The sequence below is a fragment of the Streptomyces sp. SUK 48 genome (assembly GCF_009650765.1).
Lineage (GTDB): Bacteria > Actinomycetota > Actinomycetes > Streptomycetales > Streptomycetaceae > Streptomyces.
The window spans coordinates 2,286,058-2,310,433 of sequence record NZ_CP045740.1 but is presented as its reverse complement, the minus strand read 5'-3'; the positions used below and the strand labels follow the sequence as shown (position 1 = coordinate 2,310,433).

Below are 24,376 nucleotides of genomic sequence, written 5' to 3'. Positions count from 1 at the left end.
GTTGTAGCGCGAGCAAAAAGAGCACAACAGGTTCTTGCGAGCAAAAGAACGCCTTGTGCACACAAGACTGCTGCTCGTGGCGGGGGCGGACCTACCGTCCCGGGCCATGAGCGCACACACCGGCCCCGCCATCGAGCTGCGGGGCGCGAGCAAGACCTTCAGAACCCCGTCAGGGGGACTGCACACGGCCGTGCGCGGTCTGGATCTCACTGTGGGACGCGGTGAGTTCGTGGCCGTCGTGGGACCGACCGGCTGCGGCAAGTCCACCACGCTGACCCTGGTCAGCGGGCTGGAGGAGCCCACCGAGGGCGAGGTGACGGTCGCCGGCGAACCGGTCGGCGGCGTCGGCGACAAGGTCGGTTTCGTCTTCCAGCAGGACGCCACCTTCCCCTGGCGCACCGTCCTGTCGAACGTCATGGCCGGACCCCGCTTCCGGGGCGTCCCCAAGGCGGAGGCCCGGCAGAAGGCCCGCGAGTGGCTGGGCCGGGTCGGGCTCGCCGCCTTCGAGGACCGCTACCCGCACCAGCTCTCCGGCGGCCAGCGCAAGCGCGTCGCCCTCGCCGCCACCTTCGTCAACGACCCCGAGATCCTGCTCATGGACGAGCCGTTCTCGGCGCTCGACGTGCAGACCCGGGCACTGATGTCGGACGAACTGCTGGAGCTGTGGGAGGGCACCGGCGCCTCGGTCGTCTTCGTCACCCACGACCTGGAGGAGTCCATCGCGCTGGCCGACAAGGTCGTCGTGATGACCGCCGGGCCCGCCACCGTCAAGCAGGTCTTCGAGATCGATCTGCCCCGGCCGCGGAAGGTCGAGTCGGTGCGCCTCCAGCCGCGGTTCATCGAGATCTACCGGGAGATCTGGGAGTCGCTCGGCGAAGAGGTCCGCATCACCCGCGAGCGGGGTGCCGCCCATGTCGCCTGAGGTTCTCGACACCCCGGCCGCCGCCAAGGCCCCCGACCGCGCGCGAAGCCGCGCCCAGGCCGCCCGCCGCCGCAAGCTTTTCGTCAACGCCGCGCGAGTGGTGCTCCTGGTCGCCGTGCTCGGCCTGTGGGAGGCGCTGTCCCGGGCGAAGGTCATCGATCCGTTCAACTTCTCGATGCCCTCCAAGATCTGGGACCAGATCTCCACCTGGGTCATGCACGGCACCGCGCTCGGGTCCCTGGGCGAGCAGGTCTGGTACACGCTCTACGAGGCGCTGCTCGGCTGGCTCGTGGGGGTGGTCGCCGGTGTCCTCCTCGGTATCGCGCTGGGCCGGATCGGCCTCCTCGCCGAGGTGCTTGGTCCATACATCAAGGTGCTCAACTCGATTCCCCGGATCGTCCTCGCGCCCATCTTCCTGATCTGGTTCGGCCTCGGGCCGTCCTCCAAGGTCGCCTCCGCCGTGGTGCTGGTGTTCTTCCCGGTGTTCTTCAACGCCTTCCAGGGCGCCCGCGAGGTGGACCGCAACCTGGTGGCCAACGCCCGCATCCTGGGCGCGAGCGACCGCAGGGTGACCCTCCAGGTGGTCATCCCGTCGGCCACCTCCTGGATCTTCACCAGCCTCCATGTCAGCTTCGGCTTCGCGCTGATCGGCGCGATCGTCGGCGAGTACATCGGCGCGACCAAGGGCATCGGCCTGCTCGTCGCGCAGTCGCAGAACACCTTCAACGCGGCCGGTGTGTACGCCGCGATGGTCATCCTCGCCGTCGTCGCCCTCGCCGCCGAGGGCCTGCTGACCTTCGCCGAGCGGCGCATCTTCCGCTGGAAGCCCGCCGGTTCGGAGAGCTGACCCTGCCCCTCGCGCGACCGGCTCCGTACGAACCGCCCAGCCCCCTCGACACCCTCACCCGCACCGCCCTCTCACAAGGACGTGAACCGCCATGCGCAAGACCGCCAGACACGCCTCCCTGGCCGCCGCCGGCCTGCTCGCCCTGTCCTCGCTCACCGCCTGCGCCAATGACGCGGCCGGTTCCGCGGCCGACTCCGGCGGGGGCGGTGGCAAGGGCGAGAGTGTCAAGATCATGGTCGGTGGCCTCGACAAGGTCATCTACCTGCCCGCGATGCTCACCCAGCGGCTCGGCTACTTCCAGGACGAGGGCCTGAACGTCCAGCTCATGTCCGAGCCCGCCGGGGTCCAGGCCGAGACCGCGCTCGTCTCCGGCCAGGTGCAGGGCGCGGTCGGCTTCTACGACCACACCCTCGACCTCCAGGTGAAGGGAAAGTCGGTCGAGTCGGTCGTCCAGTTCTCGCGCGCGCCGGGTGAGGTGGAGGTCGTGTCCGGCAAGGCCGCGGGCGACATCACCTCGCCCGGGGACTTCAAGGGCCGCAAGCTGGGTGTGACCGGGCTCGGCTCCTCGACCGACTTCCTCACCAAGTACCTGGCGGTCAAGAACGGCGTCGACGTCAGCGAGTTCACGCCGGTCGCGGTGGGCGCGGGACCGACGTTCATCGCGGCACTCCAGAAGGGCTCGATCGACGGCGGCATGACCACCGACCCGACCGTGGCGACGATCCTCGACAAGAAGGCCGGCAAGATCCTGCTCGACATGCGCACCCCCGAGGGCTCGCAGCAGGCGCTGGGCGGGCCGTACCCGTCGTCGAGTCTGTACATGCAGACGGACTGGGTGAAGGGACACAAGGCGACCGTCCAGAAGTTGGTCAACGCATTCGTCAAGACGCTCAAGTGGATGTCCACCCACAGCGCCGACGAGATAGCCGCCAGGATGCCCGCCGACTACTCCCAGGGCGACAAGGCGCTCTACACCCAGTCCGTCAAGACCACCCTGCCCATGTTCACCGACGACGGCGTGATGCCGGAGAACGGCCCCGAGACCGTGGAGAAGGTGCTCAAGGCGTTCAACCCCAACATCAAGAACGCGAACGTCGACCTGGGCAAGACGTACACGACCGAGTTCGCCAAGGCGGTCAAGTAGTACGGCGGGCGGTCAAGGTAATCAACTGTTGCGTGCCGTGGGCTCGGGCTCCCGTCCGGCCCCGGGCTCCAGCTCCGGCTCGCCCAGCGCCTCCGGCAGCACCACCGTGAACTCGGCACCGCCCCGCCGGCGGTGTCCACGGTCGCGCTGCCGCCCTGGCGTTCGGCGAGCCGGCGCACCAGCGACAGCCCGAGCCCCCGCTTGCCGTGCGCGGGGGCCGGTTTGGTGGACCACCCCTCGGTGAAGACCAACTCCCGCTGGTCCAAAGGCACTCCGGGCCCGGTGTCCCGCACCCGGAGCACGACCGTATGGCCCTCGACGCGCAACTCGACCTCCACGCGCGCGTGCGGCGTGCCCGCGACCGCGTCCAAGGCGTTGTCCACCAGGTTGCCGACGACCGTGACCAGCCCCCGCGGATCGACCAGCCGGTCCGGGAGCCTGCTGCGTTCCGACACCCACAGGGCGACCCCGCGCTCGGCCGCCACCGTCGCCTTGCCGACCAGCAGGGCGGCCAGCAACGGGTCCTGGACCTTCTCGGTGACCTGCTCGGCGGTGACCCGGTGATCGCCGACCACCTCGCCGACGAACTCCACCGCGTCGTCGTACATCTCCAGTTCCAGCAGCCCGAGCAGGGTGTGCATCCGGTTGGCGTGCTCGTGGTCCTGGGCGCGCAGGGCGTCGATCAGCCCGCGCGTGGAGTCGAGTTCACGCCCCAGCTGCTCCAGTTCGGTGCGGTCGCGCAGGGTGGCGACCGCGCCGCCGTCGTCGGTGGGCATGCGGTTGGCGACCAGCACCCGCCGGCCGCGTACCGTCAGCAGATCGGTGCCGGTCACCCGCCCGGTGAGCACATCGGTCGTACGGCCCTCGCCGAGCGCCTCGTCGGGAATGCGGCCCACGGCCTCGTCGCCGATGCCCAGCAGCCGCCGCGCCTCGTCGTTCAGCAGCCGGATCCTGCCGCCCCCGTCCAGGGCGACCACGCCCTCGCGGATGCCGTGCAGCATCGCCTCGCGCTCCGCGAGCAGCGCCGAGATGTCGGAGAAGGCCAGGTCCCGGGTCTGCCGCTGCACCCGGCGGGCGATCAGCCAGGCGGCCAGGGCGCCCACCGCGAGGGCGCCCCCGGCGTAGGCGAGCAGCCCCGGGATGACGCCGATCAGCCGGGCGCGCACGCTGTCGTAGGCGATGCCGACCGAGACCGCCCCGATCAGGCGGTGGCGGGCGTCGTACAGCGGCACCTTGCCGCGCGCGGAGCGTCCCAGGGTGCCCCGGTCGATCTCCATGACCTCCTTGCCCGCGAGGGCGCCGGAGGGGCTCGTGGACACCGTGCGGCCGATCTGCGAGGTGGTCGGATGCGACCAGCGCACCCAGTGCCGGTCCAGGACGACGATGTACTCGGCGTGCGTGGCCCGCCGGATCCGCTCGGCCTCCTGCTGCACCGGGCCGTCCTTGGTCGGCGGCGTGGTCAGCAGGCCCTGGGCGATCGCCGGGTCCTGGGCCGTGGTCTCGGCGATGGCCAGCGCGCGGCGCATCGCCTCGTGGTCCAGCTGTTTGCTCAGCGGCGCCAGGAACAGGCCGGTCACCAGCACCGCGACGCCCGCGGCGATGGTCACCTGCATGAGCAGCACCTGCGAGAACACCCGCCGTGGCATACCGAGGCGCAGACGGCGTGCGGAGGGAGTCGGACTCATGGGGGACGACAGTACGGGTTGCGCCCGCCGCGCGGGTCAGCTCGCCAGCGCCGTCGGGCGCAGCTCACGCACCGCGACGACGGTCATCCGCGCCGGTGTGCCGAGCACCGCGGCACCGCAGCTCTCCGGGCGCGGCGGCAGCGACGCCCCGCGCGCCACGGTGACCCGCCAGCGGCGGCCGTCGGCATGGACGACCGTGACCGCCCAGCGCGGCGCCGCGCCGTCGGTCCGTACGACGCCCAGTACGCCCGCCCGGTACTCGCCCGCCACCTCACGCACCGCCAGCTCGGCCGCCTGGCCGGGGCGTTCGAAGGCGGAGCAGCCGCGGCACCCCTCGACGGCCACCCGGCCCTCCCGGACGCCGTCCAGGGCCTTCCCGAGGGTGTGCGCGTCGACGCGGCCGTAGACGTAGCCGTACGGCAGCACGAGCACCGTCGGCGCGAAACGATGTCCACCCAGATGAGTGACCTCCCAGACCCCCTCTTCCCCCGCCGCGGCGAGTTCGGTGGCGAGCGGGCGGCCGAGCAGGGCGCAGCAGCGGTCGCGCTTGCCGTTGGTGCACACGAGCGCGAGCGGATCGCCGGTGTGCGCACGCCCGCCGAGCACCGCGTCGAAGGAGCGGTGGTCGCCCGCGTCGAGGCCGGCGAGGTCCAGGTCGAGGAGGTGCCGGGGATCGCGGGTGGTGGCGGAGCGGACCCAGACCCGGCCCGGCACGGTGTGGGCGGCGTAGACCTGGCGGATCTCGGGGGTGCCGGGGTCCGCGTGGCGGCCGGGGCGCCGGATGAGCGCCACGCGCACGCCGGTGCCCTCGGCGGCGCGCTCCAGGGCGCGGCCGACCGCCGGGTCCAGATGGCTCGAAGTGAGCGCCTTGGCGCCCCACGGACCGGATTGTTCCAGCAGCAGCCATGTCCTCGCCGTGGCCGCCGTCGCCGAAACGGGCTCGTCGAGGCTGAGGGAGACGGACGCGCACCTACTCACACAGGCGAGCCTAACCTGACTCGGGGCAGGGCGACTTCCGGCCGGGATCGTGCCGGGTTCAGGGGAGGGCGGCGGCCTTCCGGAGGGGTGTGGCTCCCGGTGGGCGACGCGCGGGCCTCGGCAGGGACCCGGCGGCGACTCAGTCGGCCTCCGGGAGGGGCTGCGGCGGGCGCGGGCCCACGTAGTGGCCCACGGGCCGCATCCGCAGCGGGCGCTCGCCGTACTCCTCCAGGGCGTGCGCGATCCAGCCCGCGGTCCGGGCGACCGCGAAGATCGTCTCGCCGGCGGTGGCGGGCATCCCGAAGGACGAGGTGAACACCGCGAGTGCCAGGTCGACATTGGTGTGCAGCGGGGTGTGCCGGGCGGTCGTGGCGACGATGTCGCGGGCGGCGAGCAGGGCGGGTTCCGCGCGGGGGAGCCGCTCCAGCAGGCCGAACAGGACCTGCGCGCGGGGATCCTCACCGGTGTAGAGGCGGTGGCCCAGGCCGGGGATGCGGCGCCCCGCGCGCAGTTCGTCGGCGATCACCGGGGCCGCGTTGCCCAGTTCGAGCACGTCGAGCAGCATCCGGTGGGCCAGCCCGCTGCTGGCGCCGTGCAGCGGGCCCTCCAGGACGCCGAGACCGGCCGACACGGTCGCATAGGCGTGTGCCCGCGCGGAGGCGGCGACCCGGACCGCGAGCGTGGAGGCGGCCAGGTCGTGATCGGCGAGCAGGACCAAGGCGGCGTCCAGCACGCGTACGGCGTCCTCGTCGGCCGGGCGGGCGGTCAGCCGCGACCACAGGCGGTGGGCCAGCGGCGCGTCGTTCCCGGGGTCGTACACGACCGGCGGCAGGGCGGTGACGAGCGTGGGGATGAGCACCCGCGCCGTGTTCAGGACGGCCTCTTCGGACAGGTCGAAGCGCAGCGGGTCCTCGGCCGACGCGGCGATCGTCGCGACCCGCAGCCGGTCGATGGGGGAGGTGTGCTCGGGCAGCGCCTGCACGGCCCAGCGGGCGACGCGCACGGTCGCCTCGGGCGCGGTGAAGGACGTCCCGGGGACGAGCCGGCCGGTCCACAGCCACTCCGCGACCTCCTCGTAGGAGTGGCGGGCGGCCAGGTCGGTGGCGTCGACGCCCCGGTAGTAGTACCGGTCGGCCTCGATCAAGGTGATCCGGGTGCGTACCGAGAGATCGCCGCCGGAGCCCGGAATCCCGGCGCTCTCCCGGCGGTTGCGCCGGGCCAGCTCCTCCACCTCGCGTGCCTCGAAGGTGCTGGCGCGGCCGCCGGGCTCGCGCTTGCTGCTCAGCAGGCCGCGGCTGACATACGCGTAGACCGTCTCGGGCTTCACGCCGAGCAGTTCGGCGGTCTCCTTGGTGGTCAGCCTGCGCCCCGGGCGGTTGGGGGCGGGTTCGTGATCGCGCATGAGGGCCACCGTAGCGGTCTCTGCACATATTGATGGCTAACCCCAAGTGCATTGATTCAATCAATATTGACAGGAAAAACGTCAAGAGTGGACAGTCGGATCAAGCTCAGAGAGGACCATCATGGCCATCAACAGGACCGCAACGCCCCTCGTCGACGTCCCGCGCGGTCTCGCCGGCGTCGTCGTCACCGAGACGGAGATCGGCGACGTCCGGGGGCGGGAGGGCTTCTACCACTACCGGCAGTACTCGGCGGTCGACCTCGCGCGCACCCGCCGCTTCGAGGACGTCTGGCACCTGCTCGTGCACGGCGCCCTGCCCGACGCCGAGCGCGGTGCCGCCTTCGCCGCCGAGACCGCGGCGCTGCGCCGGCTGCCCGAGGAGGTCCGGGCGAGCCTGCCCGCGATCGCCGCCGCGAGCCGCGTCTCCGGTCCGCTGGCCGGGCTGCGCACCGGGCTGTCCCTGCTGGGCGCGGCGCGGGGATTCCGGCCGCTGTACGACCTGGACGCCGGCCGGCGCCGCGCCGACACGCTCGCCGCCTGCGCCGTCGTACCCACGCTGCTCACCGCGCTGTACCGGCTGGGGCGGGGGCTGGAGCCCGTGGAGCCGCGCGAGGACCTGCCGTACGCGGCCAACTACCTGTACATGGCGACCGGTTCGGTGCCCGACCCCCGACGAGCCCGAGCGGTCGAGCAATACTTGATCTCCACCATTGATCATGGATTCAATGCATCAACCTTTACGGCGCGGGTCATCGCGTCCACCGGAGCCGACGCGGCGGCCTGTCTGACCGGTGCCGTGGGCGCGCTGTCCGGGCCGCTGCACGGAGGGGCGCCCAGCCGGGCCCTGGACACCCTGGACGCGATCGGCACGCCCGACCGTGTCGATCCGTGGATCCGGGAACGGGTGCTGGCCGGCGAGCGGATCATGGGCTTCGGCCACGCCGTCTACCGCACGGAGGACCCGCGTTCGCGGATGCTCCGGGAGATCGCCCTCGGTTTCGGCGGTCCCCGGGTGGAGTTCGCGGTGGAGGTCGAACGCCGGGTCGAGGCCGTCCTCGCCGAGCTGAAGCCGGGTCGTGAACTCCACACCAACGTCGAGTTCTACGCCGGTGTGGTCATGGAACTGTGCGGCCTGCCCAGGGAGATGTTCACCCCGACCTTCGCGGCGGGCCGGGTGGTGGGCTGGAGCGCCAACATCCTGGAGCAGGCGGCCCACTCGAAGATCATCCGCCCGGCGGCGCGGTACGTGGGGCCGGAGCCGACGGCGGCGGTCCCCGCCGTCTGACGGGCCGACCATGTCACCGGGCCGGCCACGGGACCGGCCGGGCCGGCCACGGGACCGGACTGCCCCAAGGGACCGGGCCGACCATGTGACCGGGTCGGCCGCCCGGATCGACCCCGGGCCCCGCCCCCACTCCTCAATCCCTTTTATCCTGGTCCGCAGCCCGGTCACAGGAGAAAGGTCGCCCCTTGGGGAACAGCTCGGCGCACGAGACGGACGGCGGTCGTCGTCCCCAGCAGCAGATCCCGGTCATCGTCCTGGCCGGATTTCTCGGATCGGGGAAGACCACGCTCCTCAATCACCTGCTGCATCGCAGCGCGGGCAGCAGGATCGGGGCGATCGTCAATGACTTCGGCGCCATAGAGATCGACGCGCTGGCCGTCGCGGGCGCCCTCGGCGACTCCACGGTCTCCCTCGGCAACGGCTGCCTGTGCTGCGCCGTGGACGCCGGCGAACTCGACGTCTACCTGGGCAAACTCGCCGCACCCGAGACCGGTGTCGATGTGATCGTCATCGAGGCCAGCGGGCTCGCCGAGCCCCAGGAACTGGTGCGGATGGTGCTCGCCAGTGAGCACCCCGGCATCGTCTACGGCGGCCTGGTCGAGGTCGTGGACGCCGCCGAGTTCGACGACACGCGCGCGCGGCATCCCGAGATCGACCGGCATCTCGCGCTCGCCGACCTGGTCGTCGTCAACAAGCTGGACCGGACCGGGGACCCCGAACGGGTGCTCGCTCTGGTGGGGTCGCTGACCGACCGGGCCGCCGTCGTGCCCGCCACCTACGGGCGTATCGACCCCGAGTTCCTCTTCGACTGCCGGCCGAGCGAGGAACGCATCGGCCAGCTGACCTTCGACGACCTGCACACGCACGGCGACGGCCAGGGCGACGACCACGACACGGACGGCCTCGGCGGCGGCCACGCCGGGCACCTGCACACCGGTTACGACAGCCTGTCCTTCGTCTCCGGCGTCCCCCTGGACCCGCGCCGCCTGATGCGGTTCCTGGACAGCCGGCCCGAGGGGCTGTACCGGATCAAGGGACATGTCGACCTCGGCCCCAACGACCCCCGCAACCGATACACCATGCACGCCGTCGGCCGGTTCCTGCGTTTCTACCCCGAGCCCTGGGCGCCCGCCGACGAACGCCGCACCCAACTGGTGCTGATCGGCTCCGGCATCGACACCGAGGCGCTCGGCAAGGAGCTGAGGGGCTGCGAGAGCGACGCCCCGCACGCCGACGAGCACGGCATGTGGGGCGTCCTGCGCTACGTGCAGGGCTCCGAGGACGAACCCGGCCCGGAGCCCTGGAACGGCTAGAAGACCGGCCCCGCGACCACCGACACCGTCTTCGGCAGCGAGGTGCCCGAGCCGTCCCGGCGCGGGTCGGGCTCGGGCAGCTCGGCCGGGGTGCCGTTCTTCTGCGCCGCGCGCGCGGGCACCGGGCCCGTCCAGGCCAGCGCCAGGCAGTCCTCGCCCTTCAGGAACCGCTGGCAGCGCACGCCACCGGTGGCCCGGCCCTTGCGCGGGTACTGGTCGAAGGGGGTCAGCTTGGCCGTCGTCTGCACCGAGTCGTCCAGGGTGCCGCGCGAGCCGGCCACCGTGAACACCACCGCGTCGGCGGCCGGGTCGACCGCCGTGAAACAGATGACCTTCGCACCCTCGGTGAGCTTGATGCCCGCCATGCCCCCCGCCGGGCGGCCCTGCGGACGCACGATCGAGGACTGGAAGCGCAGCAGCTGCGCGTCGTCGGTGATGAAGACCAGGTCCTCCTCGCCGGTGCGCAGCTCCACCGCGCCGACGATCCGGTCGCCCTCCCTGAGCGTGATGACCTCCAACTCGTCCTTGTTGGACGGATAGTCGGCCACCACGCGCTTGACCACACCCTGCTCGGTGCCGAGCGCGAGACCGGGGGAGGACTCGTCCAGCGTGGTCAGGCAGACCACGCTCTCGTCGCCCTCCAGGGACACGAACTCCGCGAGCGGGGCGCCCCCGGAGAGGTTCGGCGCGCCCGTCGCCTCGGGCAGCTGCGGCAGGTCGACCACATTGATCCGCAGCAGCCGGCCCGTCGAGGTCACCGCGCCGATCTCACCGCGCGCCGTCGCCGGCACCGCCGAGACGATCACGTCGTGCTTGACCCGCTTGCCGCCCGCCTGGTCGGGGAACGGCCCGGCGGTCGCCGTACGCGCCAGCAGCCCCGTGGAGGACAGCAGCACCCGGCACGGGTCGTCGGCCACCTGGAGCGGCACGACCGCCGCCGGGGCGCCGCCGGCCTCCAGCAGGACGGTGCGCCGGTCGGTGCCGAACTTCTTCGCCACGGCGGCCAGTTCGGCGGAGACCAGCTTGCGCAGCTCCTGGTCGGAGTCCAGGATCCGGGTCAGCTCCGCGATCTCCTCGGTGAGCTTGTCCTTCTCCGCCTCCAGCTCGATGCGGTCGTACTTGGTGAGCCGGCGCAGCGGCGTGTCGAGGATGTACTGCGTCTGTACCTCGCTCAGCGAGAAGTGCCCCATCAGGCGCTCCTTGGCCTGCGCGGAGTTGTCGCTGGAGCGGATCAGCCGGATGACCTCGTCGATGTCGACCAGGGCGGTCAGCAGACCCTCGACCAGGTGCAGCCGGTCGCTCTTCTTGCTGCGGCGGAACTCGCTTCGCCGGCGCACCACGTTGAAGCGGTGGTCGAGGTAGACCTCGAGGAGTTCCTTCAGACCCAGGGTGAGCGGCTGGCCGTCCACCAGGGCCACGTTGTTGATGCCGAAGGACTCCTCCATCGGCGTCAGCTTGTAGAGCTGCTCCAGGATGGCCTCGGGCACGAAGCCGTTCTTGATCTCGATGACCAGGCGCAGCCCGTGCTCGCGGTCGGTGAGGTCCTTGACGTCGGCGATGCCCTGGATCTTCTTCGCGTTGACCAGGTCCTTGATCTTCGCGATGACCTTCTCCGGGCCCACCGTGAACGGCAGTTCGGTGACCACCAGGCCCTTGCGGCGGGCGGTCACGGGCTCGACCGCGACCGTCGCCCGCATCTTGAAGGTGCCGCGGCCGGTCGCGTACGCGTCCCGGATGCCGTCCAGGCCGACGATCCGGCCGCCGGTGGGCAGGTCCGGGCCGGGGACGTGCTTCATCAGCGCGTCCAGGTCCGCGTTCGGGTTCCTTACCAGATGGCGGGCCGCGGCCACGACTTCGCGCAGATTGTGCGGCGGCATATTGGTCGCCATGCCGACCGCGATGCCCGAGGAGCCGTTGACCAGCAGGTTCGGGAAGGCGGCCGGCAGGGCCACCGGCTCCTGCTCCTGGCCGTCGTAGTTCGGCGCGAAGTCGACCGTGTCCTCGTCGATGGACTCGGTCATCAGGCTGGTGGCCTCGGCCATCCGGCACTCGGTGTACCGCATGGCGGCCGGCGGGTCGTCATTGCCCAGCGAGCCGAAGTTGCCGTGGCCGTCGACCAGCGGCAGCCGCATGGAGAAGGGCTGCGCCATGCGCACCAGGGCGTCGTAGATCGACGCGTCGCCGTGCGGGTGCAGCTTGCCCATGACCTCGCCCACGACACGCGCGCACTTCACATAGCCGCGTTCGGGGCGCACGCCCATCTCGTTCATCTGGTAGACGATCCGGCGGTGCACCGGCTTGAGGCCGTCACGGGCGTCCGGCAGGGCGCGCGAGTAGATGACCGAGTACGCGTACTCGAGGTAGGAGCCACGCATCTCGTCCACGACGTCGATGTCGAGGATCTTCTCCTCGTACGAATCGTCGGGCGGCGGGGTCTTCGTGCTGCGGCGGGCCATCGCTGCCGGCTCCTCCTGATCTGATCGCTCGCCTTCGGGGCGCGCACCCTTCGGCTCGCTCGTGCTGAAGCGTCTGACGGATCTGTCGCGGACCATTGTGGACCGGGGCACCGACAACACGGACCGGCGCCCCGGACGATCACCGGGATCCGGGTGCGAGGCAGGCTACGCGATCCGCTGTCGGCGTACGTGCCGCGGGAACTTCTCCGAGGGCTCGCACGCTTTGCATACAGTGGCAGGAACGGCAGGAAAAACGCGGTTTTCACAACCGCCTCCGCTCGCGAAGGGACGTACATGCCCATGGGTCACACGACCACAGCCGAGGCAGGCTCCGGGGGCCTGACAGCGACCGAGCACCGCTTGGCCAACGGTCTGCGCGTGGTGCTCTCCGAGGACCACCTGACCCCGGTGGCGGCGGTCTGCCTCTGGTACGACGTCGGCTCCCGCCACGAGGTCAAGGGACGCACCGGTCTGGCCCACCTCTTCGAGCACCTGATGTTCCAGGGCTCCGGGCAGGTCAAGGGCAACGGCCACTTCGAGCTGGTGCAGGGCGCCGGCGGCTCGCTCAACGGCACCACCAGCTTCGAGCGCACCAACTACTTCGAGACCATGCCCGCCCACCAGCTGGAGCTCGCGCTCTGGCTGGAGGCCGACCGCATGGGCTCGCTGCTGACCGCCCTGGACGACGAGTCCATGGAGAACCAGCGCGACGTCGTCAAGAACGAGCGCCGCCAGCGGTACGACAACGTCCCCTACGGCACCGCCTTCGAGAAGCTGACCGCCCTGTCGTACCCCGAGGGCCACCCCTACCACCACACGCCGATCGGCTCCATGACGGACCTGGACGCGGCCACCCTGGAGGACGCCCGTCACTTCTTCCGCACCTACTACGCGCCGAACAACGCGGTGCTCTCCGTGGTCGGCGACATCGACCCCGAGCAGACCCTCGCCTGGATCGAGAAGTACTTCGGCTCCATCCCGGGCCACGACGGCAAGCCCGCGCCCCGGGACGGCTCCCTGCCGCAGGTCATCGGGGAGCAGCTGCGCGAGGTCATCGTGGAGGAGGTCCCGGCGCGCGCCCTGATGGCCGCCTACCGGCTGCCCCAGGACGGCACCCGCGAGTGCGACGCGGCCGACCTCGCCCTGACCGTCCTCGGCGGCGGCGAGTCCTCCCGGCTGTACAACCGGCTGGTGCGGCGCGACCGTACGGCCGTCGCGGCCGGCTTCGGCCTGCTGCGCCTGGCCGGCGCGCCCTCCATGGGCTGGCTGGACGTGAAGACCTCCGGCGACGTCGAGGTGCCGGTCATCGAGACCGCCATCGACGAGGAGCTCGCCCGGTTCGCCGAGGAGGGCCCCACCGCGGAGGAGATGGAGCGCGCCCAGGCCCAGTTGGAGCGCGAGTGGCTGGACCGGCTCGGCACCGTCGCGGGCCGCGCCGACGAACTGTGCCGCTACGCCGTCCTGTTCGGCGACCCGCAGCTCGCCCTGAACGCCGTGCAGCGCATCCTGGAGGTCACCCCCGAGGAGGTCCGGGAGGTCGCCGCGGCCCGGCTGCGCCCCGACAACCGCGCCGTCCTGGTCTACGAGCCGAAGTCCCCGCAGGCCGTCGAGGACGCCGAGGTGCCCGAGGACCCCGAGTCGCAGGCCACCGTAGAGGCCGGAAACGAGAACGAGGAGACGGCCAAGTGACCGAGCAGCTCGCCACCATGGACTTCCACCCGCAGCCGCAGGCCGGCGAGGCGAAGCCGTGGGCCTTCCCGGCCCCGAGCGCGGCGCGCTCGACAACGGCCTGACCGTGCTGCGCTGCCACCGTCCCGGCCAGCAGGTCGTGGCCGTCGAGGTGCTCCTGGACGCCCCGCTGGACGCCGAGCCGGCCGGCCTGGACGGCGTCGCCACCCTCATGGCGCGCGCCTTCTCCGAGGGCACCGACAAGCACTCCGCCGAGGAGTTCGCCGCCGAGCTGGAGCGCGCGGGTGCCACCCTGGACGCCCACGCCGACCACCCCGGCGTCCGGATCAGCCTGGAGGTCCCCGCCTCGCGGCTGGCCAAGGGCCTCGGCCTGGCCGCCGACGCGCTGCGCGCCCCCGCCTTCGCCGAGAGCGAGATCGAGCGGCTGGTCCGCAACCGCCTGGACGAGATCCCGCACGAACTGGCCAGCCCCGCCCGGCGCGCCGCCAAGGAGCTCTCCAAGGAGCTGTTCCCGGCGACCGCCCGCATGTCCCGGCCGCGCCAGGGCACCGAGGAGACCGTCGAGAAGATCGACGCGGCCGCCGTCCGCGCGTTCTACGACCGCCATGTACGCCCCGCCACCGCCACCGCGGTCGTGGTCGGTGACCTCACCGGCATCGACCTGGACGCGCTGCTCGGCGAGACCCTGGGCGCCTGGACCGGCACCCCGGGCGAGCCGCGCCCGGTGCCCGCGGTGACGGCCGACGACACCGGGCGTGTCGTCATCGTGGACCGGCCCGGTGCCGTCCAGACGCAGCTGCTCATCGGCCGGGTCGGCTCGGACCGGCACGACCGGGTGTGGCCCGCCCAGGTGCTCGGCACCTACTGCCTCGGCGGCACCCTCACCTCCCGCCTGGACCGCGTCCTGCGCGAGGAGAAGGGCTACACCTACGGTGTGCGCTCGTTCGGCCAGGTGCTCCGCTCCGGACCCGACGGCAACGGCGCCTCCATGCTGGCCATCAGCGGCTCCGTGGACACCCCCAACACCGGCCCCGCGCTGGACGATCTGTGGAAGGTGCTGCGCACCCTCGCGGCGGAGGGCCTGACCGACGCCGAGCGGGACGTGGCCGTGCAGAACCTCGTCGGGGTCGCGCCGCTGAAGTACGAGACCGCGGCGGCCGTCGCGGCCACGCTCGCCGACCAGGTGGAGCAGCACCTGTCCGACGACTTCCAGGCGACGCTCTACCGGCAGTTGGCCGCGACGGGCACCGTGGAGGCCACCGCGGCGGTCGTCAACGCCTTCCCGGTGGACCGCCTGGTGGCGGTCCTCGTGGGTGACGCGTCGGAGATCAAGGCGCCGGTCGAGGCGCTGGGCATCGGCGAGGTCACCGTGGTGGCCGCCGAGTAACCGCGGGCGCCCGCTGCCCGCTTACGGGGGCCCTGACGGCCTACGGGTCGTCAGGGCCCCCTTTGTTCCACTCTCCTCCCGAGATGTCCCTATTGGGACGGAGGTTGCCCGTCTGCCCTGTGGGATGCGCTACAAAAGCCGCGTTCTGTTTGGGGATTGGGAGCCGGTCCGCTTAGCGTCGTCCGGGTTGTCCGTCGGGCAGTGCGCCGCAGCCGCGGCACCGGACAGCCATCGCCGAGTCCCCGAGGCGCGAGCCAGGGGAGCCGGGGACCCACACGTCCCTGGGGTGAATCGGGCGTCCGTGCGCGAGCGCGGGGCCCGTAGGAGACCTTCCTGCTCCGAACCCGTCAGCTAACCCGGTAGGCGAGAGGGAAGGAAAGGAACAGCCACGCACATGGCGTTCATATGCGCCACCGGGAAGCACCGCAAGCCCGGCCGGGTCAAGCGCACCACCGCCCAGGCGGCCGGTATCGCGGCCCTGACGACCACCGGTGTCATCGGCACCCTCGCCGCGTCCCCGGCGCTCGCCGCCGAGCACACCGTCGAGCAGACCGGTCTCACCCCGGTGCTCAGCGCGAGCGACGACCTCGCCGCGCACATCGACGCCCAGGCCGTCGCCCAGCAGCGGATCGCCGAGCACGAGGCGGCCGAGAAGGCCGCCGCGGTGCGCGCGAAGGAGGCCCGCGCGGCCAAGGCCCGCGCCGCCCGCGAGGCCGAGCGCAAGCGGCTGAACGCCTTCGTGGCCCCGATCGCGCACTCCTACGTGTCGACCGGCTACCAGGCCAGCAGCTCTCTGTGGTCGTCCGGCTCCCACACCGGCATCGACTTCCACGCCATGACCGGCACCTCCGTGCACGCGGTCGGCGCCGGCACCGTCGTCTCCACCGGCTGGGGCGGCGCGTACGGCAACCAGATCGTGCTCCGCATGGCCGACGGCATGTACACCCAGTACGGCCATCTGTCGTCCATCGGTGTCACGGTGGGCCAGCAGGTCGCCGCAGGCGAGCAGATCGGCCTGTCCGGCGCGACCGGCAACGTCACCGGCCCGCATCTGCACTTCGAGGCGCGCACCAGCCCCGACTACGGCTCCGACGTCGACCCCCTCGCCTACCTCCGCGGCCACGGCGTGAACGTCTGACCCCTGCGGCCACGGTGTGAACGTCTGACCTCCGCGGCCGCGGTGTGAACGTCCGACCCTCGCGGCCACGGCGCGAACGTCCGGCCCACCCGCACGGCATCGAAAACCCCGGCCCACCCGGCCGGGGTTTTCGCCATTCCCCGGCGCTTCTCGCCGGAGCCTGTCCAAAAAATATCCATGATTCGGGGCCCGCCATCGGAAATTCCGGCCCGGTGGAATAGAGTCACGGAAAACACGCGTCCGTCGTCGGTGTCGTGTCGCGGGTATTAAGGCGGAGGTCGGTCATGCGTATTCCGGCGCAATCGGTGTGCACGGCGATCCGGGACGACATCGTCGCCGGCTCCCTCGAACGCGGTGGCCGCCTCACCGAGGAGGTGCTCGCCCGCCGCTACGGCGTCTCCCGGGTCCCCGTGCGCGAGGCCCTGCGCACCCTGGAGGCGGAGGGCTTCGTGGTGACCCGCCGGCACGCGGGGGCCTGCGTGGCCGAGCCGACCGAGCAGGAGGCCGCCGACCTGCTGGAGATGCGCCTGCTCCTGGAGCCGCTCGGCGCCGCGCGGGCCGCCCGGCGCCGTACCGAGGCCCATCTGAAGGTGCTGCGCGGCCTGGTCCGGCTGGGCCAGGAACGCGCCAGGCGGGGCGGCGGCGAGGATCTGCGCGCCCTGGACGGCTGGTTCCACGAGACGCTGGCCCAGTCCTGCGGCAGCCCCTCGCTGACCTCGACACTCCTCCAGCTGCGCCACAAGATCGCCTGGATGTACACGGTGGACACGCCCCCCGACATGGTCGGCACCTGGGCGGAGCACGGCGCGATCGTGGACGCGGTGGCCCGCGGCGACGGCGAGCGCGCCCGCGCGGTGACCGCGCTGCACACCGAGCGGGCGACGGCGGCGTACCGGCTGCGGGTCCCCGGCACCGCGGCGCGGACGCGGACTTCGCAACATGCCGTAAACATGTCCGGCGCGGGGAATTAACACGGGTGCCGTATACAAAGTGGGTGGGATATTCGGGAGCCGGGTATTTCCGGGTGTCCTGAATTCCCATGAGTGGACCATGACGAATGCCGCCCATGGCCAATGCGGTGGCGCTCCGAAAACACGGAAGCCGTGCCACCCGCTGGGGATGGCACGGCTTCTCGAAATCCCGCACGGACCGTTCCGGGTCCGCCCGGACGGTCCCGGGTCCCGCTCAGACCGTCTCGGGCAGTTCTTCCAGGCCCTCGGCGACCAGCTTCGCCAGCCGGTCCAGGGCGGCGTCCGCGCCCTCGGCGTCGGAGGCGAGCACGATCTCCTCGCCGCCCTGGGCGCCCAGGCCCAGAACGCCCAGCATGGAGGCCGCGTTGACCGGGGTGCCACCGGCCTTGCAGATCGTCACCGGGATGCCTGCGGCCGTGGCGGCCCGGACGAAGAGGGAGGCGGGGCGGGCGTGAAGACCCTCGGCCCAGCCGACGTTGACGCGGCGCTCAGCCATGTGTTGCTGCCCTTCACTGTTCAGGGTTGTCTAGACCAGTGTTCCATATCGTGACGCGTGCCAGAAGAGGGGCTGCGCACCCCCTCCGTCGTGCTCCACAGAGTGCCCCGCGCCGTTGTCGTACGCGAGCCGTACGCTGGGCCCCATGCGAACCTCGGCGGAACCGCAGAGCCGGTACGAGTACCCCGCGCACTGGGAGGCGGACGTGGTGCTGCGGGACGGGGGGACCGCCCGCATCCGGCCCATCACCGTCGACGACGCCGACCGCCTGGTCCACTTCTACGAGCAGGTCTCGGACGAGTCCAAGTACTACCGTTTCTTCGCCCCTTACCCCCGGCTGTCCGCCAAGGACGTCCACCGCTTCACCCACCACGACTTCGTGGACCGGGTGGGCCTCGCGGCCACCGTGGGCGGCGAGTTCATCGCGACGGTGCGCTACGACCGCATCGGGGCCGGCGGCGCGCCCGCGTCCGGTCCCGCCGACGAGGCCGAGGTCGCCTTCCTGGTCCAGGACGCCCACCAGGGCCGGGGCGTCGCCTCCGCCCTGCTGGAGCACATCGCGGCCGTCGCCCGGGAGCGGGGCATCCGCCGCTTCGCCGCCGAGGTGCTGCCCGCCAACAACAAGATGATCAAGGTGTTCACGGACGCCGGGTACACCCAGAAGCGCAGCTTCGAGGACGGCGTCGTACGCCTGGAGCTGGACCTCGAACCCACGGACCGCGCACTCGCCGTGCAGTACGCGCGCGAGCAGCGTGCCGAGGCGCGCTCGGTGCAGCGGCTGCTCGCGCCCGGCTCCGTCGCGGTCATCGGCGTCGGCCGCGCGCCCGGCGGGGTCGGCCGCAGCGTCCTGGCCAACATCCGCGACGCCGGGTACGAAGGCGCGCTGTACGCCGTGAACAAGGCGTTCCCCGAGGACCCGGCGGAGGTCGAGGGGGTGGCCGCGTACCGCTGCGTGCGGGACGTCGAGGGGCCGGTGGACCTCGCCGTCGTCGCCGTACCGGCCGAGTACGTGCCCGCGGTGGTCGCCGAGTGCGGGGAACACGGCGTCCAGGGCCTCGTCGTGCTCAGCGCCGGGTACGCCGAGAGCGGCCCCGAGGGGAGGGAGCGGCAGCGGGCGCTGGTGCGGCAGGCGCGCGCGTACGGCATGCGGATCATCGGGCCCAACGCGTTCGGCGTCATCAACACCGCCGCGGACGTACGGCTGAACGCCTCCCTGGCGCCCGAGATGCCGCGCCCCGGCCGCATCGGCATGTTCGCCCAGTCCGGCGCCATCGGCATCGCGCTGCTGTCCCGGCTGCACCGGCGCGGCGGCGGGGTCACCGGGACGACCGGCGTCTCCACGTTCGTCTCCGCGGGCAACCGGGCGGACGTGTCCGGCAACGACGTCCTCCAGTACTGGTACGAGGACCCGGACACCGACGTCGTCCTCATGTACCTGGAGACCATCGGCAACCCGCGCAAGTTCACCCGGCTCGCCCGGCGGACGGCGGCGGCCAAGCCGCTGGTCGTGGTGCAGGGGACGGGCACGGCACCGCAGGGGCACGCGGTCCGCGCGACGCGGCTGCCGTACGCCACCGTGTCCGCGCTGCTGCGCCAGGCCGGGGTGATCCGGGTCGACACCATCACGGAGCTGGTCGACGCCGGGCTGCTGCTCGCCCGGCAGCCACTGCCCGCAGGGCCGCGGGTGGCGATCCTCGGGAACTCCGAGTCGCTGGGCGTGCTGACGTACGACCGGTGCCTCGCGGAGGGGCTGCGGCCGGCGCGGCCGCTCGATCTGACGACCGGGGCGACCCCGGAGGACTTCCACCGGGCGCTGAGCGCGGCGCTGGCCGACGACACGAACGACTCCGTCGTGGTGACGGCGATACCCGCGATCGGGGAGGCGTCGCCGGGGGACGCGGAGCTGGCGGAGGCCCTGCGGTCGGCCGCCGCCGGGGTGCCGGGGAAGCCGGTGCTGGTGGTGCATGTGGAGCTGGGCGGGCTGGCGGAGGCGCTCTCCGCGGCGGCCAGCACCGCGCCACAGGCCGTGGACAAGGCACTCGGTGCCGCGGGCGCGGAAAGGGTGCCGGCCACGGGACCGGACCCGGTGCCCGCCACGGCGACGCCGGACGGTCACCCGGCCACCACCCCCGCCCCGCCCCCGAAGGCACCCGCCTCATCCCCGCCTACCCCGCCGCCGAACGCGCCGTGCGCGCGCTCGCAGAAGCGGTGCGGTACGGGCAGTGGCGGCGGGAGGCGGCCGACCCCGGGAGGGTGCCCGAGTACGAGGACATCGACGAGAAGGGGGCCGCGCGGCTGATCGGGGAGCTGCTGGAGCGCGGGGAGGGACTCACGATCCCGGACGCGCAGACCTGCGAGCTGCTCGCGAAGTACGGCATCCAGGTGCGCCGCGCGCTCCCCGCGCCCACCCCCGAGGACGCCGTCGAGGCCGCACGCGCCCTGGGCTACCCGGTGGCCCTGAAGGCGACCGCCCCGCACCTGCGGCACCGCGCCGACCTGGGCGGCGTACGCCTCGACCTGTCGGACGAGGAGCAACTGCGCCGGGCGTACGCCGAGTTGAGCGAGCTGTTCGGCAAGCCGGAGGAGCTGCGCCCTGTGGTGCAGGGCATGGCACCCCGGGGCGTCGACACCGTCGTACGGACCGTGATCGACCCGGCGGCCGGTGCCGTGCTCTCCTTCGGTCTCGCCGGCGCGGCCTCCCAGCTGCTGGACGACACGGCGCACCGGCTGATCCCGGTCACCGACCGGGACGCGACCTCCCTGGTCCGGGCGATCCGCACCGCGCCCCTGCTGTTCGGCTGGCGCGGCTCCACCCCCGTCGACACCCCCGCGCTGGAGGAACTGCTGCTGCGGGTCTCCCGCCTGGTCGACGACCACCCCGAGGTGGTCGCCGTCACCCTGGAACCGGTCGTCGTGGCCCCGCACGGCGCGAACGTGCTCGGCGCCACCGTCCGCCTCGCGCCCCCGCCCGCCCGCGACGACCACGGCCCCCGCACCATGCCGGCCTACTGAGCGGCGCCCCATGGAGATCGCCGGGCGGCGGCTCCCCGAGAAGTGGCCTTCGTCGCACCCGCCCCGGTGCCCCGCTCGCCCGCCGTCCGGGACGGCGCCGGTGGATTCGAACCCGTGTCCTGCCTGGTCGCCGCCGAGCGGGTGGAGATCAGGCATGGGCTGGTCCCGGGAACACGCGGCCACCTGACCCGCCGGCCCCTGGTTCCGGCGCCCCCGACGCGCCCGGACCCCCGGCCCGCGGCACGCCCCGTTGGCCCGGAGTGCCCCTGTCCAACGACTAGGATGGACGCCATGGCCAAGACCAGTACGACGACCCAGGGGCTGCGAGCGGCGATCGAGCGCAGCGGCTACTACCCGGCCCTCGTGGCCGAGGCGGTGGAGGCTGCCGTGGGCGGCGAGCCCATCCGGTCGTACCTGGTCCACCAGGAGACCACGTTCGACCAGAACGAGGTGCGCCGCCATGTGACCGTCCTGGTCCTCACCGCCCACCGCTTCATCGTCAGCCACACCGACGAGCAGGCCGCCGACAGCACCTCCCCGACGCCGTACGCCACCACCTCCACCGAGTCGGTGAAGCTCGGCCGGATCTCCTCCGTGGTGGTCAGCCGGGTAGTCGCCAACCCCGAGCAGTACACCCCGGGCACCCTGCCCCGCGAGGTCGTACTGACCATCGGCTGGGGCGCGGTCAGCCGCATCGACCTGGAGCCCGCCGCCTGCGGCGACCCCAACTGCGACGCCGACCACGGCTATACGGGCAACTCCACGGCGGACGACCTCAGCCTGCGCGTCAGCGAGGCGGGGGACGGCCCCGAGACGGTGCGCGAGGCGCTCACCTTCGCGCAGGCCCTCTCCGAGGCGACCGCGGACCTCGACCGCTGATGTCCCAGCTCTCCGCCTGGGACCACCCGGAGCCCCTCGCCCTGGCCACCGCCCCGCTGCCCGAGTACGGCACCGGCTCCCTCGCCGACCTGCTCCCCACGCTCGCCGCCGGGATGGGCGTCCCCGGCATGACCGCCGCGATCACGGAGCTGGCCCCGGTCGACCGCGCCTGTGTCTTCCTGGTCGACGGCCTCGGCTGGGAGCAGCTGCGCGCCCACCCCGACGAGGCGCCCTTCCTCAACTCGCTGCTCGGCAGCTCGCGCGGCGGCACCGGGCGGCCCCTCACCGCGGGCTACCCGGCGACCACCGCGACCTCCCTCGCCTCCGTCGGCACCGGCCTGCCCCCCGGCGCCCACGGCCTGCCGGGCTACACCGTCCGCGACCCGGCCACCGGCGCGCTGATGAACCAGCTCCGCTGGCAGCCGTTCACGGACCCGCGCCGCTGGCAGCCGTACCCCACGGTGTTCCAGCTGGCCCATGACGCCGGGGTGCACGCCGCCCAGGTCTCCTCGCCCACGTTTCAGCACACCCCGCTCACCAAGGTCGCGCTCAGCGGCGGCAGCTTCCACGGCAGGCTGTCCGGCGAGGAGCGGATGGATCTCGCGGCCGCGCAACTGGCCGCCGGTGACCGCGCGCTGGTGTACACGTACTACGCCGAACTCGACGGCGCGGGCCACCGCTACGGCGTCGCCTCCGACACCTGGCGCGGCCAGCTGATGTACGTCGACCGGCTCGCCCAGCGCCTCGCCGAGCAACTGCCCCCGCGCAGCGCGCTCTACGTCACCGCCGACCACGGCATGATCGACGTGCCGTTCGACGAGGAGCACCGCTTCGACTTCGACACGGACTGGGAACTGAGCGCCGGGGTCGCCCTGCTGGGCGGCGAGGGCCGGGCCCGCCATGTGTACGCCGTGCCGGGCGCCGCGAACGACGTACTGACCTGCTGGCGCGAGGTGCTCGGCGAGCAGTTCTGGGTGGCCTCGCGTGACGAGGCGATCGAGGCCGGCTGGTTCGGCCCGCACGTGGACGAACGGGTGTACGCCCGGCTCGGCGACGTGATCGCGGCCGCCTGCGACGACGTCCTGATCATCGCCTCCGAGCGGGAGCCCAAGGAGTCCGCGCTGGTGGGCAACCACGGTTCGATGACTCCCGTGGAGCAGCTGGTCCCGCTGCTCGAAGTACGCTCCTGACCGCTGCCCCCGCCCGCTGTTCCGTCCCCTCGCCGAAAGGTGCTCAACCCCTCATGCCCGAGCTGGTGTTCTTCTCCGGAACGATGGACTGCGGGAAGTCGACGCTGGCTCTGCAGATCGAGCACAACCGCTCCGCGCGGGGCCTCGCCGGGATGATATTCACCCGCAACGACCGCGCGGGCGCGGGCAAGCTGTCCTCGCGCCTCGGCCTGGTCACCGACGCGGTGGAGGTCGCCGACGCCCAGGACCTCTATGTGTACATCGTGGACCACCTCTCGCAGGGCGGCCGGATCGACTATGTGATCGCGGACGAGGCGCAGTTCCTCGCGCCCGTGCAGATCGACCAGCTGGCCCGCGTGGTGGACGACCTCGGCGTGGACGTCTTCGCCTTCGGCATCACCACCGACTTCCGCTCCAAGCTCTTCCCCGGCTCCCAGCGCCTCGTGGAGCTGGCCGACCGGGTCGAGGTGCTCCAGGTGGAGGCGCTGTGCTGGTGCGGCGCCCGCGCCACGCACAACGCCCGTACGGTCGGCGGCGAGATGGTGGTCGAGGGCGCCCAGGTCGTCGTCGGGGACGTCAACCAGGCGGCGGGCGAGGTCGGTTACGAGGTGCTGTGCCGCCGCCACCACCGGCGCCGGATGACCGCCGCGACGGCCCGCGCGGCGGCCCTGTCCCCGGACGTGCTGCCCGTCTCGTCCTCCTGAGCCGGCCAGGGGCCCGCGCGCCGGTCCCCCCACGCGCTCAGTGCGGATCCTGGACCACCGAGAACACCGCGCCCTCCGGGTCCGCCACCGTGGCCACCCGTCCGTGCGCGCCGTCACGGGCCGGGCGGACGATCCGGCCGCCCAGGCCCGTCACCTGACGCAGCGTCTCCGCCGTGTCGGCCACCTCGAAATAGGTCCCCCAGTACGGCCCCCGGTCCCGGGGCAGCCCATGGCCCACGCCGTGCAGCCCGGCCACCGGGCGCCCGCCGACGCGCAGGGTCACATAGTCGAACCCGGCGGCCACCACCGGCTCCGCCTCGTACCCGAACACACTCGCGTAGAACTTGGCGACGCTCTCCGTCTCGAACGTGAGCAGCTCGTTCCACGCGGGCGTGCCCGGCACCCCGGTGATCACCGGGGCCAGATGCGCGGGCGTCTGCCAGATGCCGAACACCGCGCCCGAGGGATCTGCCGCGATGGCCAGCCGCCCGGCCTCGGCCGCGTCCAGCGGGCCGACCGCCACCGTGCCGCCGCACAGCCGTACCGCCTCCGCCGTGCGGTCCACGTCGTCCGAGGCGAGATAGGGCGTCCAGGCGATCGGCAGCCGGTTCTCCGGCGGCAGCTGGCCCATGCCGGCCACCTCGCGCCCGTCGAGCAACGCCCGCACATACGGACCGAGCTGCTGGGGGCCCGGCCGGAACTCCCAGCCGAACAGCTCCCCGTAGAACTCCTCGGTGGCGGTGAGCCGGTGCGCCATCAGACTCACCCAGCAGGGTGTGCCGGGCGCGCGCAGCGCCTGCGGACCGGCCGACTCCCGTGCCTCGGTCATCGATCACTCTCTCCTCGGCCGCCTTGTGCGGTGGCCGTGTCGCTTCCGC

Annotated in this window: 16 protein-coding genes, 3 pseudogenes and 1 riboswitch; of the genes and pseudogenes, 13 read left to right on the top strand and 6 right to left on the bottom strand. The window is 72.5% G+C overall.

Going from position 1 to position 24,376, the window contains the following annotated elements; translation table 11 throughout:
- The first annotated feature begins 106 nt into the window (after positions 1-106).
- The 3 genes from GHR20_RS09625 to GHR20_RS09615 all read left to right on the top strand — a co-directional run bounded on the left by GHR20_RS09625 (position 107) and on the right by GHR20_RS09615 (position 2,913).
- Positions 107-922 (top strand): ABC transporter ATP-binding protein, encoded by an 816-nt coding sequence (locus GHR20_RS09625; protein WP_148026233.1) that lies wholly within the window; start codon positions 107-109, stop codon positions 920-922.
- Positions 912-1,769 (top strand): ABC transporter permease, encoded by an 858-nt coding sequence (locus GHR20_RS09620; RefSeq protein WP_111580832.1) that lies wholly within the window; start codon positions 912-914, stop codon positions 1,767-1,769. The genes GHR20_RS09625 and GHR20_RS09620 overlap by 11 nt, the downstream gene beginning before the upstream one ends.
- A 91-nt stretch (positions 1,770-1,860) precedes the next feature.
- Positions 1,861-2,913 carry an ABC transporter substrate-binding protein gene (locus GHR20_RS09615; protein ID WP_153812942.1) on the top strand — a complete coding sequence of 351 codons (1,053 nt, stop codon included), beginning with the start codon at positions 1,861-1,863 and terminating at the stop codon, positions 2,911-2,913.
- Positions 2,914-2,934: 21 nt separating this feature from the next.
- On the opposite strand, the pseudogene GHR20_RS09610 reads toward GHR20_RS09615, so the two are convergent.
- The 3 genes and pseudogenes from GHR20_RS09610 to GHR20_RS09600 form a co-directional block, all read right to left on the bottom strand.
- Positions 2,935-4,598 (bottom strand): annotated as a pseudogene (locus GHR20_RS09610) (sensor histidine kinase).
- Between the two features lie 36 nt (positions 4,599-4,634).
- Positions 4,635-5,576, bottom strand: coding sequence for a sucrase ferredoxin (locus tag GHR20_RS09605; RefSeq protein WP_153812941.1), 942 nt, complete (start codon positions 5,574-5,576; stop codon positions 4,635-4,637).
- A 139-nt stretch (positions 5,577-5,715) separates the two neighbouring features.
- Positions 5,716-6,978 carry a citrate synthase gene (locus GHR20_RS09600; protein WP_194858854.1) on the bottom strand — a complete coding sequence of 421 codons (1,263 nt, stop codon included), beginning with the start codon at positions 6,976-6,978 and terminating at the stop codon, positions 5,716-5,718.
- A gap of 121 nt (positions 6,979-7,099) precedes the next feature.
- Here GHR20_RS09600 and GHR20_RS09595 point away from each other — a divergent pair, with 121 nt between their 5' ends.
- Positions 7,100-8,263 (top strand): citrate synthase/methylcitrate synthase, encoded by a 1,164-nt coding sequence (locus GHR20_RS09595; RefSeq protein ID WP_153812939.1) that lies wholly within the window; start codon positions 7,100-7,102, stop codon positions 8,261-8,263.
- 185 nt (positions 8,264-8,448) lie between these two features.
- On the top strand, positions 8,449-9,576 hold the full coding sequence (locus GHR20_RS09590; RefSeq protein ID WP_111580837.1) for a GTP-binding protein: 1,128 nt from the start codon (positions 8,449-8,451) through the stop codon (positions 9,574-9,576).
- Here the strand turns inward: GHR20_RS09590 and GHR20_RS09585 are convergent.
- A complete protein-coding gene (locus GHR20_RS09585) occupies positions 9,573-12,032 on the bottom strand; it encodes a DNA topoisomerase IV subunit A (RefSeq protein WP_153812938.1) in 2,460 nt (819 codons plus the stop codon). The genes GHR20_RS09590 and GHR20_RS09585 overlap by 4 nt on opposite strands.
- A gap of 294 nt (positions 12,033-12,326) precedes the next feature.
- On the opposite strand from GHR20_RS09585, the gene GHR20_RS09580 reads away from it, so the two are divergent.
- The 4 genes and pseudogenes from GHR20_RS09580 to GHR20_RS09565 all read left to right on the top strand — a co-directional run bounded on the left by GHR20_RS09580 (position 12,327) and on the right by GHR20_RS09565 (position 17,217).
- The gene (locus tag GHR20_RS09580) at positions 12,327-13,721 is read left to right on the top strand and encodes a pitrilysin family protein (protein ID WP_111580839.1); all 1,395 of its coding nucleotides are present in this window, start codon (positions 12,327-12,329) and stop codon (positions 13,719-13,721) included.
- Between the two features lie 17 nt (positions 13,722-13,738).
- Positions 13,739-15,108 (top strand): annotated as a pseudogene (locus GHR20_RS09575) (pitrilysin family protein).
- A gap of 222 nt (positions 15,109-15,330) precedes the next feature.
- Positions 15,331-15,489, top strand: a riboswitch (cyclic di-AMP (ydaO/yuaA leader).
- Positions 15,490-15,502: 13 nt separating this feature from the next.
- Positions 15,503-16,246 (top strand): M23 family metallopeptidase, encoded by a 744-nt coding sequence (locus GHR20_RS09570; RefSeq protein ID WP_153812937.1) that lies wholly within the window; start codon positions 15,503-15,505, stop codon positions 16,244-16,246.
- 284 nt (positions 16,247-16,530) lie between these two features.
- Positions 16,531-17,217: a GntR family transcriptional regulator gene (locus GHR20_RS09565; RefSeq protein WP_153812936.1), complete on the top strand. Its 687-nt coding sequence runs from the start codon at positions 16,531-16,533 to the stop codon at positions 17,215-17,217.
- A gap of 214 nt (positions 17,218-17,431) precedes the next feature.
- Here the strand turns inward: GHR20_RS09565 and GHR20_RS09560 are convergent, their stop codons facing one another.
- Positions 17,432-17,713, bottom strand: coding sequence for an HPr family phosphocarrier protein (locus GHR20_RS09560; RefSeq protein WP_111580842.1), 282 nt, complete (start codon positions 17,711-17,713; stop codon positions 17,432-17,434).
- A gap of 145 nt (positions 17,714-17,858) precedes the next feature.
- On the opposite strand from GHR20_RS09560, the pseudogene GHR20_RS09555 reads away from it, so the two are divergent.
- The 4 genes and pseudogenes from GHR20_RS09555 (at position 17,859) to GHR20_RS09540 (ending at position 23,498) form a co-directional block, all read left to right on the top strand.
- Positions 17,859-20,725: pseudogene (locus GHR20_RS09555) on the top strand (GNAT family N-acetyltransferase).
- Positions 20,726-21,007: 282 nt separating this feature from the next.
- Positions 21,008-21,604, top strand: coding sequence for a DUF5998 family protein (locus tag GHR20_RS09550; RefSeq protein WP_181515921.1), 597 nt, complete (start codon positions 21,008-21,010; stop codon positions 21,602-21,604).
- Entirely contained in the window at positions 21,604-22,794 is a 1,191-nt protein-coding gene (locus GHR20_RS09545; RefSeq protein ID WP_111580844.1) for a nucleotide pyrophosphatase/phosphodiesterase family protein, read from the top strand. Before GHR20_RS09550 ends, GHR20_RS09545 begins: the two co-directional genes overlap by 1 nt.
- A gap of 53 nt (positions 22,795-22,847) precedes the next feature.
- Positions 22,848-23,498: a thymidine kinase gene (locus tag GHR20_RS09540; RefSeq protein ID WP_085566940.1), complete on the top strand. Its 651-nt coding sequence runs from the start codon at positions 22,848-22,850 to the stop codon at positions 23,496-23,498.
- A 37-nt stretch (positions 23,499-23,535) separates the two neighbouring features.
- On the opposite strand, the gene GHR20_RS09535 is transcribed toward GHR20_RS09540, so the two are convergent.
- On the bottom strand, positions 23,536-24,327 hold the full coding sequence (locus GHR20_RS09535) for a VOC family protein (protein WP_153812935.1): 792 nt from the start codon (positions 24,325-24,327) through the stop codon (positions 23,536-23,538).
- Positions 24,328-24,376 lie beyond the last annotated feature (49 nt).

Excerpts from the sequence above, each read along its gene's own strand:
- GHR20_RS09545 (WP_111580844.1), top strand. The coding sequence starts at position 21,604 with ATGTCCCAGCTCTCCGCCTGGGACCACCCGGAGCCCCTCGCCCTGGCC.
- GHR20_RS09565 (WP_153812936.1), top strand. The coding sequence starts at position 16,531 with ATGCGTATTCCGGCGCAATCGGTGTGCACGGCGATCCGGGACGACATC.
- GHR20_RS09585 (WP_153812938.1), bottom strand. The coding sequence starts at position 12,032 with ATGGCCCGCCGCAGCACGAAGACCCCGCCGCCCGACGATTCGTACGAG.
- GHR20_RS09620 (WP_111580832.1), top strand. The coding sequence starts at position 912 with ATGTCGCCTGAGGTTCTCGACACCCCGGCCGCCGCCAAGGCCCCCGAC.
- GHR20_RS09560 (WP_111580842.1), bottom strand. The coding sequence starts at position 17,713 with ATGGCTGAGCGCCGCGTCAACGTCGGCTGGGCCGAGGGTCTTCACGCC.
- GHR20_RS09580 (WP_111580839.1), top strand. The coding sequence starts at position 12,327 with ATGCCCATGGGTCACACGACCACAGCCGAGGCAGGCTCCGGGGGCCTG.
- GHR20_RS09595 (WP_153812939.1), top strand. The coding sequence starts at position 7,100 with ATGGCCATCAACAGGACCGCAACGCCCCTCGTCGACGTCCCGCGCGGT.
- GHR20_RS09550 (WP_181515921.1), top strand. The coding sequence starts at position 21,008 with ATGGACGCCATGGCCAAGACCAGTACGACGACCCAGGGGCTGCGAGCG.
- GHR20_RS09535 (WP_153812935.1), bottom strand. The coding sequence starts at position 24,327 with ATGACCGAGGCACGGGAGTCGGCCGGTCCGCAGGCGCTGCGCGCGCCC.
- GHR20_RS09625 (WP_148026233.1), top strand. The coding sequence starts at position 107 with ATGAGCGCACACACCGGCCCCGCCATCGAGCTGCGGGGCGCGAGCAAG.
- GHR20_RS09540 (WP_085566940.1), top strand. The coding sequence starts at position 22,848 with ATGCCCGAGCTGGTGTTCTTCTCCGGAACGATGGACTGCGGGAAGTCG.
- GHR20_RS09570 (WP_153812937.1), top strand. The coding sequence starts at position 15,503 with ATGGCGTTCATATGCGCCACCGGGAAGCACCGCAAGCCCGGCCGGGTC.
- GHR20_RS09615 (WP_153812942.1), top strand. The coding sequence starts at position 1,861 with ATGCGCAAGACCGCCAGACACGCCTCCCTGGCCGCCGCCGGCCTGCTC.
- GHR20_RS09600 (WP_194858854.1), bottom strand. The coding sequence starts at position 6,978 with ATGCGCGATCACGAACCCGCCCCCAACCGCCCGGGGCGCAGGCTGACC.